This is a genomic window from Aerococcus sp. NPDC058936, from assembly GCF_042741995.1.
Lineage (GTDB): Bacteria > Bacillota > Bacilli > Lactobacillales > Aerococcaceae > Aerococcus.
On the sequence record NZ_JBHYKZ010000008.1, the window covers coordinates 34,455 to 52,623 of the forward strand.

The window sequence follows — 18,169 nt, forward strand, 5'->3', positions numbered from 1 at the left end:
GAAGGAGATAGATATGAAAATTACGGATATTTTACGTGAAGAATTAATGATTCTTGATGTGAAGGCAGATAACAAAGCTGCTATTTTAGACGAAATGGTGCAGAAATTAGTAGATACTGGAGCAGTGAGCGACTTTGATAGTTTCCGTTCAGACATCCAAAAACGTGAAGATACTATGAGTACTGGTTTAGGTAATGGTATCGCGATGCCTCACGCGAAAAATGAGGCAGTTACCAAAACTTCAGTTGTATTTGCTAAAAAACCAGGCGGTTTAGACTTCGAATCTTTAGACGGCCAACCAGCTGAATTATTCTTTATGATCGCTGCTGAAGGTGGATCTGCGGACACGCATTTACAAGTACTTGCTGAACTTTCTAAATTATTAATGAATGAAGACTTCATTGCTGCTTTAAAAGGTGCCCAAGATACTGCAGCTATTACAGGTATTTTAAACTTAGCACAAGCACAATTAGACGCAGAAAACAAAGAAGAAGAATCTTCTACTGATGTTTCTGCAGCTGATGTTGACGAAAAGCAACCTTATATCATTGCGGTGACTGCTTGTCCAACTGGTATTGCCCACACTTATATGGCTGAAGATGCTTTGAAGAAAAAAGCGAAAGAACTGGGCGTACAAATTAAAGTTGAAACACGTGGATCTGAAGGCGTTAAACATGGTTTAACTAAAGAAGACATCGACAAAGCAGACGGAATCATTGTTGCGGTAAGTAAAAATGTGCCAATGGGTCGTTTCAACGGTAAAAAAGTGGTTGAACGTCCAGTTGCTGACGGTATCAACAAAACTGAAGAATTGATTAATTTAGCTTTATCTGGCGACGCACCAGTTTACACGACTAACCGTCAAGATGAAGAAGATGCTTCAAGTGAAGACGGTGCAGGTTCAGGTCGCTTCAACTTCAAGTCATTATACAAAGACCTAATGAACGGTATTTCAGCAATGTTACCATTCGTTATCGCTGGTGGTATAATTATCGCCATTTCATTCTTAATTGAACGATTCACCGGTAGCGAATCTGAATTATTCTTAGGGTTCAACGGCATCGGTTCTGCCGCCTTTGCATTCTTAATTCCAGTATTAGCAGGTAATATCGCTAAATCTATCGGGGGTCAACCAGCCTTAGTAGCCGGATTCTCTGCTGGTGCTTTAGCCAATACTGCTGGTGCCGGATTCCTAGGTGGTTTAGTTGGTGGTTTCCTTGCTGGTTATGTGACAATCTTAGTCATTGAAATGCTTAAAGGGTTACCAAAATCACTTGCAGGTACTAGAACAATCTTATTCTACCCAGTACTTACGTTATTAATTACTGGTGTTATCATGTACTTTGTATTAGGGCCAATTTTTGCTGGTATCAATACCGGTATGTTGAACTTCCTTGAAAGTTTAGGTACTGCTAACTTAGTATTACTAGGTGCCTTACTTGGTGGTATGATGGCAATCGACATGGGTGGTCCATTCAATAAAGCAGCTTATGCTTTCTCTATCGGTATCTTTACAGATACTGGTGATGGTAAATTCATGGCGGCAGTTATGGCCGGTGGTATGGTGCCACCATTAGCAATCGCTTTGGCTTCCGTTTTATTTAAAAATAAATTTACTAAGACAGAAAAACAATCAGGTTTTACAAACTTTATTATGGGTCTAACATTCATCACAGAAGGTGCTATCCCATTTGCTGCTGCTGATCCATTGCGTGTGATTACTTCTAGTGTCCTAGGTGCTGCTGTTGCTGGTGGTTTAACACAATTCTGGACAACTAATGTACCTGCACCACATGGTGGTATCATCACTATGGTGGCGTTAGGGAACCAACCATTACTGCTAATCTTAGCGGTCACTATAGGTTCAATTATCTCAGCCTTAGTTTTAGGTTTCTGGAAAAAACCAGTAGCTGAAGAAGACAGATAATCATTTAAAATAAAAAAATGCACGAAATTGCCGAAAGGTGAGTTTCGTGCATTTTTTTGCTTAATAATCTCATGTATTGCAAAATTAGAAAACGAATCTGCTATACGAGACTAAATCACATATTTTTTAAAGCAGTCCTAGTGATTATCCTGTTTTTGTATTTTTTTAAAATAAATCAGTAAAAAATTGTTTAAGAAAGTTGATGGTGGCTTAATTATGCCAACTAATCAAAAATTAATGGTAAGATATTTTAGAATGAAAATAATCGTGCTAGGAGAGAGTTTATGCGGGTTAAAGATATATTACTTAAAAATAAAGGCCAAGCCTTTTTGGCATTTATGGCTAAAGTAGCCGAAGCCATTTTAGAGTTATTAGTGCCTATCGTGATGGCTACATTGATTAACATGGGGATTAATCAAGACAATCCATCAGTCATCATCAGACAAGGGATCTTGTTAGCAGTATTGCCTTTACTAGGTTATTTAACGGCCTTGGTTTGTCAATATTTGGCTTCTAAAGTTGCCCAGGATATTGGGACTGAAGTGCGGTTAGAAATGTTTAAAACATTAAACCGTATGGATAGAAAGCAATTGGATACTATTACAGCTTCGTCAGTGGTTCTAAGAATCGAAAACGATACACAAAACTTACAATTGGCTATTGCCTTAATGATTCGTTTGGGTTCTCGTGTGCCAGTTTTATTAATCGGTTCAATTGTGATGGCCTTTTATGTGAGTCCAACTCTGGCGCCTATATTTATCATCGGTGGATTGGTCATTGGTGCTATTTTGATATACATTAATATTTTTACCAATAAACAAAATGGCCAAATCCAACGTCGTATGGATCAATTATCACGTATCGTGCGTGAAAACTTTTCAGGGATCCGGGACATTCGTGCTTTCGCCAACGAAAAACATGAAGTCAATCGTTTCGAAAAACAAAACCTGACTTTAAGAGGCGAGCAATTAACCATGGGCGCCTTCCAAGCGCTAGCTACCCCGTCAAGTCTTTTCTTAGTCAACTTAGCCATTGCCTTCATCTTGTTCTTTGGAGGTAGACTGGTAAATAATGGCCAGTTTATGCAGGGGGATGTGGTTGCCTTAGTTCAATATATGAATAATATCCTCTTGGCTTTAAATGTACTGGTGAATATCTTACTTGTATTTAGTCGCGGGATTGCTGGGATTAACCGAATTGATGAGGTTTTAGCTATTCAACCAGAAATCTTAAGTGGTCAGGACAAACTTTCTGGAGATGAACCCTTGGCCATCCAATTTGATGATGTAACTTTTGGATATGGAGAGCGTAATACCGTTGAAAATATCACAGCTGATATCAAACCTGGTTCTTTCTTTGGGATTATCGGGGGGACGGCATCCGGTAAATCGACCTTAGTTAACTTATTGTTACGTAATGATGATGTCAACCAGGGGAAAATTATCATTAATGATAACTTGATTCAAAACATAGACCTGAATGCTTACCGCAAAAAAATCGGACTAGTCCCTCAATCCGCATCCCTATTTACGGGGACCCTTAGAGATAATCTATTGATGGGCAAAAAGGGTATCAGTGACCAAGACTTGTGGCAAGCTTTAGAGATTGCGCAAGCCAAGGACTTTGTCGCTCAAAATGATCAGGGCTTAGACATGCCCGTTCGACAAGGTGGTAAAAATTTTTCAGGTGGACAAAAGCAAAGGCTAACGATTGCCCGTGCTTTAGTTGGCCAACCGCAAGTTTTAATACTAGATGATTCGTCAAGTGCCTTAGACTTCGCCACTGAATCGAAATTACGCCAAGCATTAAGCAAATTAAATACCACTATTATCATGATTTCACAGCGTGTATCTTCAGTACAACAGGCTGATCAAATTTTAGTCATGAATAATGGACGCAGTGCTGGTGTTGGTAGTCACGATGACTTACTAGCATCCAGTGATATATATCAAGCGATTGTTGCTTCGCAAATGCAAGAAGAAAAGGAGGATTAGCAGATGGATAAAACAACATTCTCATGGCTGATGGATTATATTAAATGTTACCGTTGGACAACAATCGGCTTATTCCTGTTTTCGACGATTACCGTCCTTTTTCAAGTTTTAATACCCATTCAAATCGGACAGGCAGTGAATGAAATCGTTGGCCTGGACCAAGTGGATTATAAAGCTCTGTGGCATGCCATTATCTGGTTGAGTGTGTTCTCTTTAATTGCAGCTTTAGCTCAGTATATACAAAACCAGATGTCTAACCGATTAACCTACCATATTATTGCGGACTTACATAAAGACGCCTTTAATAAAATCCAAAAACTCCCTTTATCATACGTGGATAATCATTCTTTAGGAGACCTTGTTTCTCGTGTCATTAATGATGTCGATTTAGTTGGTAATGGTTTATTACAGAGTTTCAATAGCTTATTCTCTGGAGTGATTTTAATTGTCGGGGTTATCGTGATGATGTTATCCCTAGACGTTAAAATCGGACTGATCGTCATTATTTTGACACCCATTTCTGTGGTTGTATCATATATTATTGCCAGTAGAACCTACCACCGCTTTACTGAACAAGTCAATTTACGTGGCGAACTCGGTGGATACGTAGATGAAATGGCCCAAGGGCAAATGATTGTCCGTGCCTTTACCTTTGAAGATGACGCCGTTGAACAATTTACAAGTATTAACCAAAAAGTGCATGAGTCAGGTCTGTGGTCACAATTTTATGGCGCTTTAATTAACCCAACGTCGCGTGTTTTAAACTCCATTGTTTATGCTGTTGTGGGCGTAGTCGGTGCCTTTACTGTATTATCTGGCCAATTGAGTGTGGGGATTTTCTCTTCATTCTTAACTTACGCCAACCAATACAATAAGCCATTTAATGATATTTCTTCTATTATTAATGAGATGCAAACATCTTTAGCTGCTGCTGCTCGTGTCCATGAACTGATGGTGGCTGAGGAAGAAACGCCTTCACGCGACCAAGCAGAACTTACAACGGTTGAAGGGGCTGTTGATTTTAAAGACCTAACCTTCTACTATGATAGCCAGCGACCTTTAATCGAAGACTTAAACGTCCATGTCAAGGCTGGAGATACGGTAGCCATTGTAGGTCCTACTGGTGCTGGGAAAACGACACTTATCAATCTTCTGATGCGGTTTTATGACCCAGTAGCCGGCGGTATTCATATTGACGGTGTCAACACCTTAGATATGCAACGTAGCTATCTACGACAAAAATTTGGGATGGTTTTACAGGATTCTTGGATATTTGAAGGAACTATTTTCGATAATATTGCATACGGTAAGTCGGGCGCAACCATGGAAGACATAGTTGCTGTGGCTAAAAAAGCCCAGATCCATGACATGATCATGCAAATGGACCAAGATTACCAGTTTAAATTAAGTGAGAACGGGGCCAACATTTCTAAAGGGCAACAACAATTAATTTGTATCGCGCGCATTATGCTGACTGACCCAGACATGTTGATATTGGATGAGGCGACATCTTCAATTGATACGATGACGGAGAAGGCGATTCAAGAAACCTTTGATGCAATGATGGTCAACCATACAACCTTTATCGTAGCCCACCGTTTATCAACGATTGAAAATGCCGACCAAATCTTATATATGGAAAACGGCCATGTCTTAGAACAAGGCAGCCATCAAAGTTTATTAGAAAAAGAGGGTAAGTACTTCAATCTATACCAATCGCAATTTGATCACCAAGCTGAATAAGTCCTTGTTGAAGAAGGCGCACATCAAAAAGCTAGCGGCAATTTTCGCTAGCTTTTTTGTCTACCCTCATCTTATAAATAGTTCAGAATCGTCGTAATATCCCGTTGAGTGACAATTCCAATAATGTCTTCAGGTTTACGGACATCGTCTTCTTCCGAAATCAATAAGACTTCATTTTGGTTGTTGCGCATCAAGTCGACCATTAAATCATCTAATTCAAAAATTGGGGTATCGGGTGAGATGATTTGTTTACTGGTAATTTTCTTATGATGGCTATGATTGATGATTTGCCTTACTTGATATTTGGAGAAGTCCATATAGAACCAAGCATTTTTGGTAATTTCATCCGCAATAAATTTGGTGATGAGTTCTGCAGAAATAACTGAAACCAAGCGTTCCTTATTGAAGACGGGTAATTGGGATACTTGATGGTGGTGTAAATCAGTCAAGGCTTTTTCTAGACTATCATCCATATTAATGGCAAAAACTGGTTTGATAAATTTTCTGGTTGAAGGAATTTGTGTCAGTAATTGGTTGATTTCAAAAAGTTGTTGATTGGTTTCTTCAGAAGGATAAGCCAGGTTTACTTCAACCTCAGTCTTGTGGTGGGTCAACAAGTTGCGTAACTGGCGAATCTGGTCTAAAAATTGATGGTTACGTTTGATTACTTTGTTTGTTTTGGCCAATTCTTCTACACATTGGAAGAAAGTAGCATCATCATCCGCTAATAATCTCTTCATGGTTTGGTGTAATGCGTTAAAGTGGCTGATAAAAGCGACTGTTACTGAATAGGTTTTATCCCTAGTAAATTCTTCAGAATAATGACTGGTCATCTTGGCAACCTCCTTCTATCTACTACTTTAATTATAACAAAAAGATGATGGCATAATGAATTGCAATACTCTTGAGCAAATAAATTACAACCTTAGGTGTGCTAGCTGATTCTGACATCCAAGCGATTGAAGACTTGGATGGGAAAAAATTTGGTGATAACACTTGAAATTAACGGGGTTAAAGTTACAGCACCGGATATTAAAAAGCAAGATGCCTTTGCCTTAAGACAGCAAACTGCCATGGTATTCCAACACTATAACTTGTTCAGAAATAAGACAGTATTAGAGAACGTAACTTTATCTTTAATTTCAAATAATGTCATGAAAAAAGATGAAGCTGCTGAATTTGGCGAAAAATTATTGAATCAAGTGGGCTTGTCGAAACAAAAAGACCAGTACCCAGTGACTTTATCAGGTGGACAACAACAACGGGTAAGTATTGCCCGGGCTCTTGCCGTACAACCCAAAGCAATTTTACTAGATGAGCCAACGTCTGCCTTAGACCCATAATTAGTGAATGAGGTACTAGAAACTATCGAACAATTGACAAAAGGACACACAACACTTGTTATCGTGACGCACGAAATGAATTTTGCCCGCAAAGTGGCAGACCGGGTTGTCTTTATGAATGATGGGGTGGTCGTTGAATCTGGACGGCCGGATGAAATCTTCACTAATCCAAAAGAAGAGAGAACCAAGCAATTCCTAAAAGAATATATTGGGGCCAATGAGTAGGTTATCTAAATTGTCCTGATATGGTACCAAAATCGTACTAAATAAAGTCTTTTGATAACTTAAAAGTAGAAGATTGTACATTGATGAACTTGATAATTGACTTTTAAAAAGTAAGCATGTAGACTATAAATAGTTCTAAATGGAACTAGTCATTTAAAAAATTGAAATTTAAAGGAGTATTTAATTTATGTCACAATTTAAAGAATTATTAACTAAACGTCGTTCTCACTACGCTATCGGTGCTAACACTGATGTGACTGCTTCAGATGTAGCTGCCGCTTTAAAAGAAGTGATCTCAACTGTACCAAGTGCCTTCAACTCACAAGGTGTTCGTGTTTTTGTCGTTTCTGGTGAAAATAACCAAAAACTTTGGGACTTAATCAAAGGTGTACAAACACAAGTATTAGACGAAGGTACCTTAAACTACATGACACCAATCATGGACGGTGCGCGTGAAGCAGTTGGAACAATCTTATTCTTCGAAGACCGTGATGCTGTTGAAGCAGGTATCCCTGGTAACCCAGAACGTCGTTCAGTTTATAAAAACCACGAATCAGCAAATGCGCAATTAACAGCTTGGTTAGCATTAACTGAATTAGGTTTAGGTGCAAACTTACAACATTTCAACATTGGCTACGAGCAAGGATTTGACCGTGCTATCCGTGAATTGTTAGATTTACCTGAAGCTTGGGAATTAGTTGCTGAAATGCCATTTGGTTCTATTGAAGCACCAGCTGCAGAAAAAGAAGTTATTGCTGCTGAAGAACAAGTTATCTTAAAATAATCACGTCATATTAGACGTTAACAAAAAGGATCATTTACCTCATGGTAAGTGATCCTTTTTGTGTTCATTTAAAAGCCTTAAATGAACTAGCCTTCACTGACAAACATTATGTATGGATGGCGCAACATTGGACGAGTGAAGATGATTTCTTCACCGCAACAGCCAACTACTTAATGAGGCAAGATATAGAAGCTTTAGCGGATGAACTGAATGCCTTCTTCAATCCAATGAAAGCAGACCTAGACTAGGGGGAAAAATCACATGAAAAAAATAATTAATAAATATTGGGGTTGGGCCTTTTTAATTGCCCGGTTGTTAAATTCAAAAATCAAGGGATGCACCTTTTTTAGAGCCTAGTATTTCTTTTCAGCAGTGCTCTCCGGATTGACCGTATCGTTAATTTGTAAACAGGTATTTAACTATGGTTTACCGGCTATTGGTCAAGCATTGAATATTGGCTGGTTACAAGAGTCTCTACTAGGTTCAACTAGTGGCGCCGTATTTGCAGCTATCTTTGTCCTTTTATGGCAAGGTGTGGCTATGCCAATTATCACTTCAAGATGGTTTGGACATTGCTATACCAGAAGGGCAAGCTAAAATCTTACGCGACCGTGGTTACCTGGGTAAAGAAGTCATTTTCGGTATTCGTCCAGAAGATATTTTGGATACTAACATTGCTATTGAAGCCTACCCAGAGGATACCGTGACAGGTGAGATAGTCGTTTCTGAATTACTTGGTTCTGAAACCATGTTATACCTAAAATTAGGTGAAACTGAATACGTTGCACGCGTATCTACTCGTGACACATTTGAAGCGGGTGACAAAGTTGCCCTAACCTTTAACATTACGAAGGGACATTTCTTCGACTTGGCAACAGAACAAGCAATTCGTTAATATGCGAAGCATATCTTAGCTGGGGACAAAACTTCCCAGCTATTTTTGATATTATTGGTGCAAGCGCTTGCACAAACTGGTAGAATGGACTTAACAACATAAAACATCATAAGGAGTGCGTGAAATGGAAAAACATTGGTGGCACAAAGCAACTATCTATCAAATCTATCCTAAATCCTTTGCAGATGCGAATGGCGATGGTATTGGGGATTTAAAGGGCATTACCAGCAAATTAGACTACTTGCAAGAATTGGGCATAACTGCCATCTGGTTATCACCAGTTTATGATAGCCCTATGGACGATAACGGTTATGATATTGCGAATTATGAAGCGATAGCAGACATGTTTGGTGACATGAATGATATGGATTTGTTACTAGCTGAAGCCAATCAACGTGGTATTCGTATTATCATGGACCTCGTCGTAAACCATACATCAGATGAACATGCCTGGTTCGTGGAAGCCCGCGACAATCCGACAAGCCCAGAACGTGATTATTATATTTGGCGTGACGAACCCAATGACCTAACTTCAATATTTAGTGGCTCAGCATGGGAAAAAGATGAAGCATCTGGTCAATATTACCTGCACTTCTTCAGCAAAAGGCAACCTGATTTAAACTGGGAGAACGCCTCTTTACGTCAAAAAATTTATGATATGATGAACTTTTGGATCGATAAAGGTATCGGTGGGTTCCGTATGGATGTTATAGACATGATTGGTAAAGTTCCTGATCAAGGGATTGTCAATAATGGCCCTAAATTACACGATTACATCAAGGAAATGAATACTGCTTCCTTTGGTAAACATGATTTATTAACTGTAGGTGAGACATGGGGTGCTACGCCGGAAATTGCCCAATTATACTCAAATCCTGACAGTCATGAACTATCTATGGTATTTCAGTTCGAGCATATTGGTCTGCAACATAAGCCGGATGCAGCTAAATGGGATTTTGAAGACGAACTAGATGTACCTGCATTAAAAAAGATTTTTAATAAATGGCAGACAGAATTAGGGCTTGGTCAAGGTTGGAACTCTTTATTCTGGAACAACCATGATTTACCACGTGTCCTTTCTATTTGGGGCTCAACTGGCCCAAACCGAGTGAAATCAGCCAAGGCATTAGCCATTCTCCTACATCTGATGCGAGGCACACCTTATATTTACCAAGGTGAAGAAATAGGAATGACCAATTATCCTTTTAACAATTTAGATGAAATTGATGATATTGAATCCTTAAACTATGCACGAGAAGCTACGGCAAATGGTCAATCTATGGGACAAGTCATGGACAGTATCCGCATGATTGGTCGAGACAATGCTCGGACACCTATGCAGTGGGATGAAACGAAACATGCCGGATTCTCAAGTGGAGACACAACCTGGCTACCAGTAAATCCAAATTATCATGAAATTAACGTCAAAAACGCCTTAGCTGATCAGAACAGTATTTTTTATACTTATCAAAAATTGGTTCAATTACGCCAAACTGCAGACTGGTTAATCGATGGCGATTTTGAGCTATTAGATACTAGCGATAAAGTATTTGCCTACATCCGAAGAACACCAAGTGAAGCATACTTAGTAGTCGTGAATGTATCTGATGTAGCACAAACATTTAGTTTTAATGGTACATATGAAACAATTATTATCAGCAATCATGTGGTGCCAACCGATTTACAACAAATTACCTTGGATGCTTGGGATGCATTTTGTGTTAAGCTGACAAAATAAAAAAATAATATCAAAAAGGGTAACCGCAATCGTTTGTGGTTACCTTTTTTTGATATTTATACACTAGAATCACGTATTGTTAACCGAGTGGCAAGTCTAGTCATAGTAGGTACTACTTCCGGGTTTATCAATTGACGATTCAGGGTATCCACAGCAATTCGACCCATTTCCTCGGTAAAAACGGTCACACTGGATAGGGCGGGGAAAATCTGTTTCGTCAACGGGGTATCATTAAATGAAATAAGGCTCACCCGTTCAGGGACAGCAATACGCGCCTCCTGAAGGGCACGTAAAGCACCAATAGCTAATGTATCATTGGCCACAAAGAAAGCTTGTGGAAGGGCTTCTCCATGTTCAGTGATGGCCTGTTTCATCAAATCATACCCAGCTTGTGCTGAAAAATCACCAATATACGTATATTTTGCATGGTAAACACCAAGTTCAGATGCATAGTTTCGGAAAGTTCTGAACCGTTGATCAATTAACTGTTCCTTACCATCTGTCGTTTTCTCTTCACCGGCAATCATACCTATTGATGTTAACCCATGCTGCATAAAATAATCTAATACTTGAATCACGGCATTATCAAAATCAGTTGTCACACAGGGATGACCAGCATTTAAGGTATCTGAATCCACAAAAACCAATTTGCGATTATAGGACTCTAACCGTTTAATTTGTTGATTAGAAAATTTACCGATGGCAATAATTCCAGCAATATCATCAGCAATTTGAATAATTTGATTATTGAAATAACGGACAATATCATAGGTTAAATCTTCGGCACGTTTTTCTATCCCAATCCGAATAGCGTAATAATATAAATCATTTAATTCTTCTTGCTCACTATACCATTGGACAACAGCAATTTTTTGTCGCTGTTTTGGTATATTCGTCGTCTTTTGATGTTTGGGAAAACCAACGAACGTCACTTGCACGACAAGCATTGCAAACTGGGGATCTATTAGCATTTGGTCGCTTAATGAATGCCTCCCATGTATCATTAGAACACGATTATGAAGTTACCGGAATCGAGCTAGATACCTTGGTCCATACAGCATGGGCACAGGAGGGTGTATTAGGCGCACGTATGACGGGCGCAGGCTTTGGAGGATGTGGCATTGCTATCGTCGCAAAAGACAAGGTGGATGCTTTTAAAGAGCAAGTAGGGTGTGTATATACTGAAACAATCGGCTATCCACCACAATTTTATATAGCAGAAATCTCAAGTGGCGCGCGTGTACTAACAAGGAGATGATGACATGGCAAAACTAATTGATGCCTTTGTTACACAGGTTATTGAAAATAGTGATTATACAATAGACGATCATTTTTATTTACGCAATCGAATCTTAGCATTAACTGGTGAAGCAGGTGCCAATCAAGAAACAGCTAGAACCACCCTTATTTCCTTACGTGATGCCTTAGTAGATGTTGCTGTTGACAACGGAAAAGTAGGGGATTTAACAGAAGAGCGAGATACTTTAGGCGCTGCATTAATGGATTTTATCACGCCAGCCCCTAGTGTTTTAAATCAACACTTTTGGGATACCTATCAAATTTCTCCAGAAGAGGCCATCCAGGAATTTTATGCGCTGAGTCAACGTAATGACTATATTAAAGTAGGGGCCATTGCTAAGAACATTGCGTATACAAGTCAAACGGCCTACGGACCAGTAGAAATTACCATTAACCTATCAAAACCTGAAAAAGATCCCAAGGCAATCGCTGCCGCCAAAAAAGCGCAATCTTCTAGTTATCCTCTTTGCCAGCTATGCATGGAAAATGAAGGATATCAAGGCAGAATCAACCATCCGGCGCGCGCTAACCACAGAATTATTCGTCTTCAATTAGGCGATGAGAAGTGGGGGTTCCAATATTCACCATATGCCTATTTCAATGAGCATAGTATTGTATTAAACACACAGCATGTCCCCATGGTCATTTCAAAACAAACATTTGAACAATTATTAGACATTGTAGCTATTTTTCCTGGATATTTTGCTGGTTCTAATGCCGATTTGCCGATTGTAGGAGGTTCAATTCTAACGCATAATCATTATCAAACGGGACGTCATGATTTCCCTATGGCTAAGGCACCCTTTGAAAGTCAATTCACGTTTGAAGGTTACCCAAACATCCAAGCTGGGATTGTCAAATGGCCCATGTCTGTGATACGTCTACAAGGAAAAGAGCGCGGAGATTTGGTGACCTTGGCCGATAAAATCCGACTGGCTTGGCAAACATATGAAGATCCAAATCTAGATGTAATTGCATATACAGGGGACGAAGCTCATCATACAATTACACCTATCGCCCGCAAAAATGGGGACAAATTCGAACTAGATTTGGTTTTACGTGATAATCATACTTCATCACAATATCCAGATGGCGTTTATCATCCACATCAAGATGTGCAACATATTAAACAGGAAAATATCGGTTTAATTGAAGTAATGGGCTTAGCTATATTACCACCACGCTTAAAAGATGAAATCTCGGCGGTTGCTGACTATCTATTAGATAAAGAAAATAATATTGCAGCTTACCATTTAACATGGGCACAAGAATTAAAGCAAAATTATCACCATACGTTTACTCCAGATACAGTGCATACTATTTTAAAAGATGAAATTGCAAATGTTTTTGTACGCGTCTTAGAAGATGCTGGCGTGTATAAAGATACACCAGCAGGAAAAGATGGCTTTAATCGATTTATTCAATCGGTAGGTATCGTTTCTTAAATTTTTCATGCCCCCGTTTCTTGCTATTTGGAGACGGGGGTTTTCTTTTTCTCTAATGAAAATCAAATGCTATAATGGCATTAATGAAATTTAGAGGAGAGAACGTCTGATGCAAAAAGAAGTAATAAAGCTATATAATGATCGTGATGATGTGACCTTAACTAGCTACGTGATTGATCCAATCCGCACAAGTAATGTGAATATTGAACGACCGGCCGTGATTATCTGTCCCGGTGGTTCATATATGTACTGTTCAGATAGAGAAGCTGAACCAGTGGCATTGGCATTTAATGCTATGGGCTTTCACGCATTTGTCTTGCGATATTCGGTCTATGGGCAAGGGAAAACAACTGCAGAAATCATTGCAGAAGGGCAATTTCCAGTTAAACCTGATGTTATTTTCCCCCATGCGCTACAAGAAACTGCTAAGGCATTTGAAATTTTGCATCAATATGCGACTGAGTGGCGCATTGATACTGATAAGATTGGCCTAGCAGGATTTTCTGCTGGTGGTCACAATACCGGGATGTACAGTAATGTATGGCATGAAGATGTGATTCAAAATGCAACAAATTTGAAGGGCAAAGCCTTGAAACCAGCATTTAATATTTCTGCCTACGCCCTAACTGATATTGCCTATTATTATCACCAAAACATTGCCAATCCTGACCCAAATATCAAGGCCTATGCAACAGCTATATCTTTAGCTTGCTTTGGAAAACCACTACCTAGTGAAGCAGAAATTGAACGTTATTCTGTCCCAGCTACTGTGAATGAACATACTGCACCAACTTTTATTTGGGCGACACGTGAAGATGATGTTGTTAATGTACGTGATTCCTTATCACTAGCCTTAGCATTAGAAGAAAATCAAATTCCGTTTGAAATGCATATTTTCCAAGAAGGACCACACGGCCTTTCAGTGGCTAACGAGCTTTCTGCCACCATGCCCAATCAAGTGAATAAAACTGCCGCGCAATGGCTACCGCTAGCTGAAAATTGGTTGAAAGAAATCATCTTAAAAGGCGTTTATTCCTGAGCGCTTAGGATGATACTATGGGTTTAGGATAATAAAAAGAGGTAAATATGAAGTATAAAAACTTATTATTTGATGTAGATGATACCTTATTAGATTTTCAAGATGCGCAAAAGGTTGCATTGAAATTTTTATTTGAGTCTATGGATATTCCTTATAATGAGGAAACTGAGAAAATGTATAATACCATGAATCAAAGTCGCTGGCGCCAATTCGAACAAGGGATTTTAACCTCAGAACAAGTTGTAAATGGTAGATTTGGTATTTTCTTCAATCAACTAGGAATTGAAGTGGATAGTGTTGAAATGGAAAGAAATTATCGGCAGTATCTAAAAGAAGGTATAAAACCTGTTGAAAATAGTTTGGAACTAGTGAATTCACTTTCTAAACAGGCAAATTTATTTATCGTTACCAATGGAATTGCTGAGACGCAATCTTATCGTTTACAAAAATCTGGTTTGATGCCGTACTTTAAAGATGTGTTCATATCTGAGGAACTGAATGCTCAAAAGCCTAGTATAAATTTCTTTAATACAGTATTCTCAAGAATCCCATATTTTAATAAAGAAGAAACAGCCATTATTGGAGATTCGCTTACGTCAGATATTCAAGGAGGTATTAATGCTGGAATCGACACCATTTGGTATAACCCAAAAAGGAAAGAAGTAAAAGATCCAGTAATGCCAACCTATGATATTGCGCACTTAAATGAAATATATGATTTATAGTTTTTGGCTTAGTTTAACGAATTTTTGTCATGAATGTACAATAGCATATAACATCGATTGTAAAATTTCTTGACATTGTACCTTTTATTTCATAAGATTAGTCTTAAATGAATAAATGCGGAATAGAAAGAGGCCGCTAATCACATCAGTATCCATTTGGAGAAAGGGTTGTTAGCCGAAATAGCACGATTGCTGTTGGGGGTGTATTTAATAAATGCATCACTGCCAAAAAGGAATGCCCAATTCCTTCCAGGAGCGCTTTCTACTTTGCGGGCAAAAGTGATTTCTGTATTCAACCGATACCAAGTCGAGCTTTTGCTTGCCTTGGTATTTTTTTATTGAATTTTATTAAAGGAGCTTTTTTATGAAGTCAAAACTTTTTCCAAAAAAGTTACACATGCCGAATGCATTAGTGCTTTTATTTTCAATCATGGTCATCATGATGATCTTAACTTGGGTTATACCAGCAGGGGAGTTCGAACGAACGCTGGTCGATGATCGTACTGTTTTAGTCCCAGATTCTTTCCACTTTATTGAATCTAGCCCACAAAATCCTTTCCAGTTGATTCTGGCCTTGCCGCAAGCTTTTATTGAGGTAGGATCTATCGTATTTTTCCTCTTTATCACTGGTGGATCATTCAAATTAATTAACGAAACAGGCATTCTTGAAGCTCTAATGGGTCGTTTAGTCCGTGCCTTAAAAGGACGCGAGGAAGTTTTTATTCCTATTCTTGTTTTTGTGACTGGTTTAGGTGGCGCCACTCTAGGTTTATCAGAGGAAATTATCCTCTTCATCCCAATCGGTATCGCACTAGCTAGAGCTTTAGGATATGATGCCATGACAGGGATTGCCGTTTTAATTCTTGGGGCTGCAGTCGGCTTTAACGCTGGGTTTATGAACCCGTTCTCAGTAGGTGTTGCCCAAGCCTTAGCTGAATTACCGCTATTCTCAGGTGTTGGTTTACGGATCGCCTTATTCATTGTTCTTTGGACTGTAACGACAATTTTTATTATGCGTTATGCGAAGAAAGTCAAAGCTGATCCAACCAAGAGCGCAGTAGCAGATTTAGAAGCCGCTGATAAAGCTGCAGATGATTACAAGGACTTAAGCGAACAAGAATTACCAGCCTTTTCAGCACGCCACAAGTGGATTTCTGTGGCTTTACTAGCCGGTTTTGCCATGATGGTATACGGTGTATTCCAGATTGGTTGGTTTATTGACGAACTAGGTGCAATGTTCTTTACCATGGCAGTTGTTTCAGCCTTAATCGGGGGTCTTTCAACTGGTAAAATAGCCGACACCTTCGTTTCTGGTGCTGCTGAGATGATGTTCTCAGTACTTGCCATTGTTTTCGCCCGCGGTATTTTAGTAGTCATGGAAAATGGAATGATCTTAGATACAATTATTTACAATCTTGTACAAGTGGTAAACATTTTCCCAACTATCTTAGGATCAGTTGGTATGTACGTGATTCAAATATTGATTAACTTCTTTATCCCATCTGGTTCAGGTCAAGCTGCGGCGACTATGCCAATCATGTTACCAATCGCTGACTCACTAGATATCACAAGGCAAACAGCTGTACTTGCTTTTCAATTAGGGTCAGGTTTCATGGATGCTATTATTCCAACATCCGGTGTCCTAATGGCTGAATTGTCACTAGCTAAAATTCCATACAACAAGTGGTTTAAATGGTTCATGCCGTTACTTGCCGTATACATCTTAATCGGATTGGCTTTCTTAATCTTTGCCCATTTTGTAAGCTATGGCCCATTCTAGAAAGGAAGAGTAAATTTTATGACTGTAAAAGAAATATTACATCAAGAAGTTAGCGCCCTAGAAACTGACTTAAGAGAATTGAGCGATTATATTTTTGCCAATCCAGAACTAGGCCATCAAGAATTTAAATCGTCAAAGGCTCATATTGCATTGCTTGAGAAACATGGTTTCACTGTTGAAGCACCATATGCTGGCTTTGATACAGCCTTTAGAGCGACTTTTGATTCAGGTCAACCTGGCCCAACAATTGCTTACTTGTCTGAGTACGACGCCTTACCTTCAATCGGACATGGTTGTGGCCACAATATGCTTGGGACTGTAGACACTGGTGCAGGTATCGCCTTATCTAAGGTGATCAACCAGACTGGGGGCCGAGTGATTGTCTTAGGAACGCCTGCTGAAGAAACAACTGGAACTAAGGTAGATATGACTAATTTAGGCGTATTTGACGACGTAGATGTGGCTATGTGTACCCATCCTTCAGATGAAAATACTATGTCTGGGACTTCAATGGCTATCCACCCAATTGCTTTTGAATTTTTCGGTAAACCAGCTCATGCTGCGGAAGCGCCAGAAGAGGGGATTAACGCCCTAGATGCTATGTTAAACCTATTTAACAATATCAATAGCTTACGCCAAGAAATGCGGTCATCTGCCCGTGTGCATGGGATTATCACCCATGGTGGAGACGCAGCCAATGTGATCCCTGAATACACACGCGCGGAGTTCTATGTCCGCGCCTTGGATACGCCATATATGGAAGTTTTATCGGAAAAAATCATCAACTGTGCTAAGGCCGCAGCACTTGCCAGTGGTTGTACCATGAAGCACACAGACTTTGAAAATATTTACAAGGATATGATTACGAATGAGACATTGTCTGCTGTCTACAACGAAAATGCAGGCGACTTAGGCATTGAAATGGTCCCAGAAAAATTAGGGGAAAATGGATCAATTGACATGGGGGATGTTAGCCATGTTGTTCCTTCAATCCATTCCTACTATTCAATCACAGACGGTAAACGTGTTATCGGACATACACCTGAATTTAGAGACTGCACCCAAACACCGTTTGCTTATGACATGATGATGCGAGTTGTTGAAACGCTGGCGCGTACAGGTGTTGATGTTATCAGCAAACCAGAGTTACTGACCGATATTCAAACAGAATTCGCTAATCGTTAAAGATTTAATCTTAAAATAATCAAAAAACGCCTGAGGAAACTCGGGCG

General features: G+C 39.3%; 14 protein-coding genes, 4 pseudogenes and 1 riboswitch. Of the genes and pseudogenes, 16 read left to right on the top strand and 2 right to left on the bottom strand.

Features of this window, described 5'->3' with window-relative positions; all coding sequences use genetic code 11:
• The first annotated feature begins 13 nt into the window (after positions 1-13).
• The 3 genes from ACFW0C_RS07280 (at position 14) to ACFW0C_RS07290 (ending at position 5,664) form a co-directional block, all read left to right on the top strand.
• Entirely contained in the window at positions 14-1,927 is a 1,914-nt protein-coding gene (locus ACFW0C_RS07280; RefSeq protein WP_378106537.1) for a fructose-specific PTS transporter subunit EIIC, read from the top strand.
• Positions 1,928-2,211: 284 nt separating this feature from the next.
• Entirely contained in the window at positions 2,212-3,921 is a 1,710-nt protein-coding gene (locus ACFW0C_RS07285) for an ABC transporter ATP-binding protein (RefSeq protein WP_378106539.1), read from the top strand.
• A gap of 3 nt (positions 3,922-3,924) precedes the next feature.
• Entirely contained in the window at positions 3,925-5,664 is a 1,740-nt protein-coding gene (locus tag ACFW0C_RS07290) for an ABC transporter ATP-binding protein (RefSeq protein ID WP_378106540.1), read from the top strand.
• A 71-nt stretch (positions 5,665-5,735) separates the two neighbouring features.
• Here ACFW0C_RS07290 and ACFW0C_RS07295 read toward each other — a convergent pair whose 3' ends face one another.
• A complete protein-coding gene (locus ACFW0C_RS07295; RefSeq protein WP_378106542.1) occupies positions 5,736-6,497 on the bottom strand; it encodes an HPP family protein in 762 nt (253 codons plus the stop codon).
• Positions 6,498-6,635: 138 nt separating this feature from the next.
• Here ACFW0C_RS07295 and ACFW0C_RS07300 point away from each other — a divergent pair, with 138 nt between their 5' ends.
• The 7 genes and pseudogenes from ACFW0C_RS07300 (at position 6,636) to dexB (ending at position 10,649) form a co-directional block, all read left to right on the top strand.
• Positions 6,636-7,007, top strand: a complete 372-nt coding sequence (locus ACFW0C_RS07300; protein WP_313552377.1) for an ATP-binding cassette domain-containing protein — start codon at positions 6,636-6,638, stop codon at positions 7,005-7,007.
• A gap of 3 nt (positions 7,008-7,010) precedes the next feature.
• Complete coding sequence (locus ACFW0C_RS07305; protein ID WP_290491432.1) at positions 7,011-7,232, top strand: amino acid ABC transporter ATP-binding protein; 222 nt, start codon at positions 7,011-7,013, stop codon at positions 7,230-7,232.
• A 187-nt stretch (positions 7,233-7,419) separates the two neighbouring features.
• Complete coding sequence (locus ACFW0C_RS07310) at positions 7,420-8,016, top strand: nitroreductase family protein (protein WP_378106543.1); 597 nt, start codon at positions 7,420-7,422, stop codon at positions 8,014-8,016.
• A gap of 68 nt (positions 8,017-8,084) precedes the next feature.
• Positions 8,085-8,264, top strand: a pseudogene (locus ACFW0C_RS07315) (sugar ABC transporter substrate-binding protein); the annotation flags it as partial.
• 55 nt (positions 8,265-8,319) lie between these two features.
• A pseudogene (locus ACFW0C_RS07320) lies at positions 8,320-8,568 on the top strand (sugar ABC transporter permease); the annotation flags it as partial.
• Positions 8,569-8,572: 4 nt separating this feature from the next.
• Positions 8,573-8,911 (top strand): annotated as a pseudogene (locus ACFW0C_RS07325) (TOBE domain-containing protein); the annotation flags it as partial.
• Positions 8,912-9,035: 124 nt separating this feature from the next.
• Entirely contained in the window at positions 9,036-10,649 is a 1,614-nt protein-coding gene (dexB, locus tag ACFW0C_RS07330) for a glucan 1,6-alpha-glucosidase DexB (protein ID WP_003142666.1), read from the top strand.
• Between the two features lie 56 nt (positions 10,650-10,705).
• Here the strand turns inward: dexB and ACFW0C_RS07335 are convergent, their stop codons facing one another.
• Positions 10,706-11,620, bottom strand: a complete 915-nt coding sequence (locus tag ACFW0C_RS07335; RefSeq protein WP_107309484.1) for a substrate-binding domain-containing protein — start codon at positions 11,618-11,620, stop codon at positions 10,706-10,708.
• On the opposite strand from ACFW0C_RS07335, the pseudogene ACFW0C_RS07340 reads away from it, so the two are divergent.
• The 6 genes and pseudogenes from ACFW0C_RS07340 to ACFW0C_RS07365 all read left to right on the top strand — a co-directional run.
• A pseudogene (locus tag ACFW0C_RS07340) lies at positions 11,557-11,907 on the top strand (galactokinase); the annotation flags it as partial. The gene ACFW0C_RS07335 and the pseudogene ACFW0C_RS07340 overlap by 64 nt on opposite strands.
• Positions 11,908-11,911: 4 nt before the next feature.
• Positions 11,912-13,393, top strand: coding sequence for a UDP-glucose--hexose-1-phosphate uridylyltransferase (gene galT, locus ACFW0C_RS07345; protein WP_048727288.1), 1,482 nt, complete (start codon positions 11,912-11,914; stop codon positions 13,391-13,393).
• 109 nt (positions 13,394-13,502) lie between these two features.
• A complete protein-coding gene (locus ACFW0C_RS07350) occupies positions 13,503-14,432 on the top strand; it encodes an alpha/beta hydrolase (RefSeq protein ID WP_069285822.1) in 930 nt (309 codons plus the stop codon).
• Between the two features lie 47 nt (positions 14,433-14,479).
• The gene (locus ACFW0C_RS07355) at positions 14,480-15,157 is read left to right on the top strand and encodes a YjjG family noncanonical pyrimidine nucleotidase (protein ID WP_149314600.1); all 678 of its coding nucleotides are present in this window, start codon (positions 14,480-14,482) and stop codon (positions 15,155-15,157) included.
• A gap of 119 nt (positions 15,158-15,276) precedes the next feature.
• Positions 15,277-15,426, top strand: a riboswitch (Lysine riboswitch).
• Between the two features lie 95 nt (positions 15,427-15,521).
• Positions 15,522-16,937, top strand: coding sequence for a YfcC family protein (locus ACFW0C_RS07360; RefSeq protein WP_378106546.1), 1,416 nt, complete (start codon positions 15,522-15,524; stop codon positions 16,935-16,937).
• A gap of 18 nt (positions 16,938-16,955) precedes the next feature.
• The gene (locus tag ACFW0C_RS07365) at positions 16,956-18,122 is read left to right on the top strand and encodes a M20 family metallopeptidase (RefSeq protein ID WP_338191386.1); all 1,167 of its coding nucleotides are present in this window, start codon (positions 16,956-16,958) and stop codon (positions 18,120-18,122) included.
• Positions 18,123-18,169 lie beyond the last annotated feature (47 nt).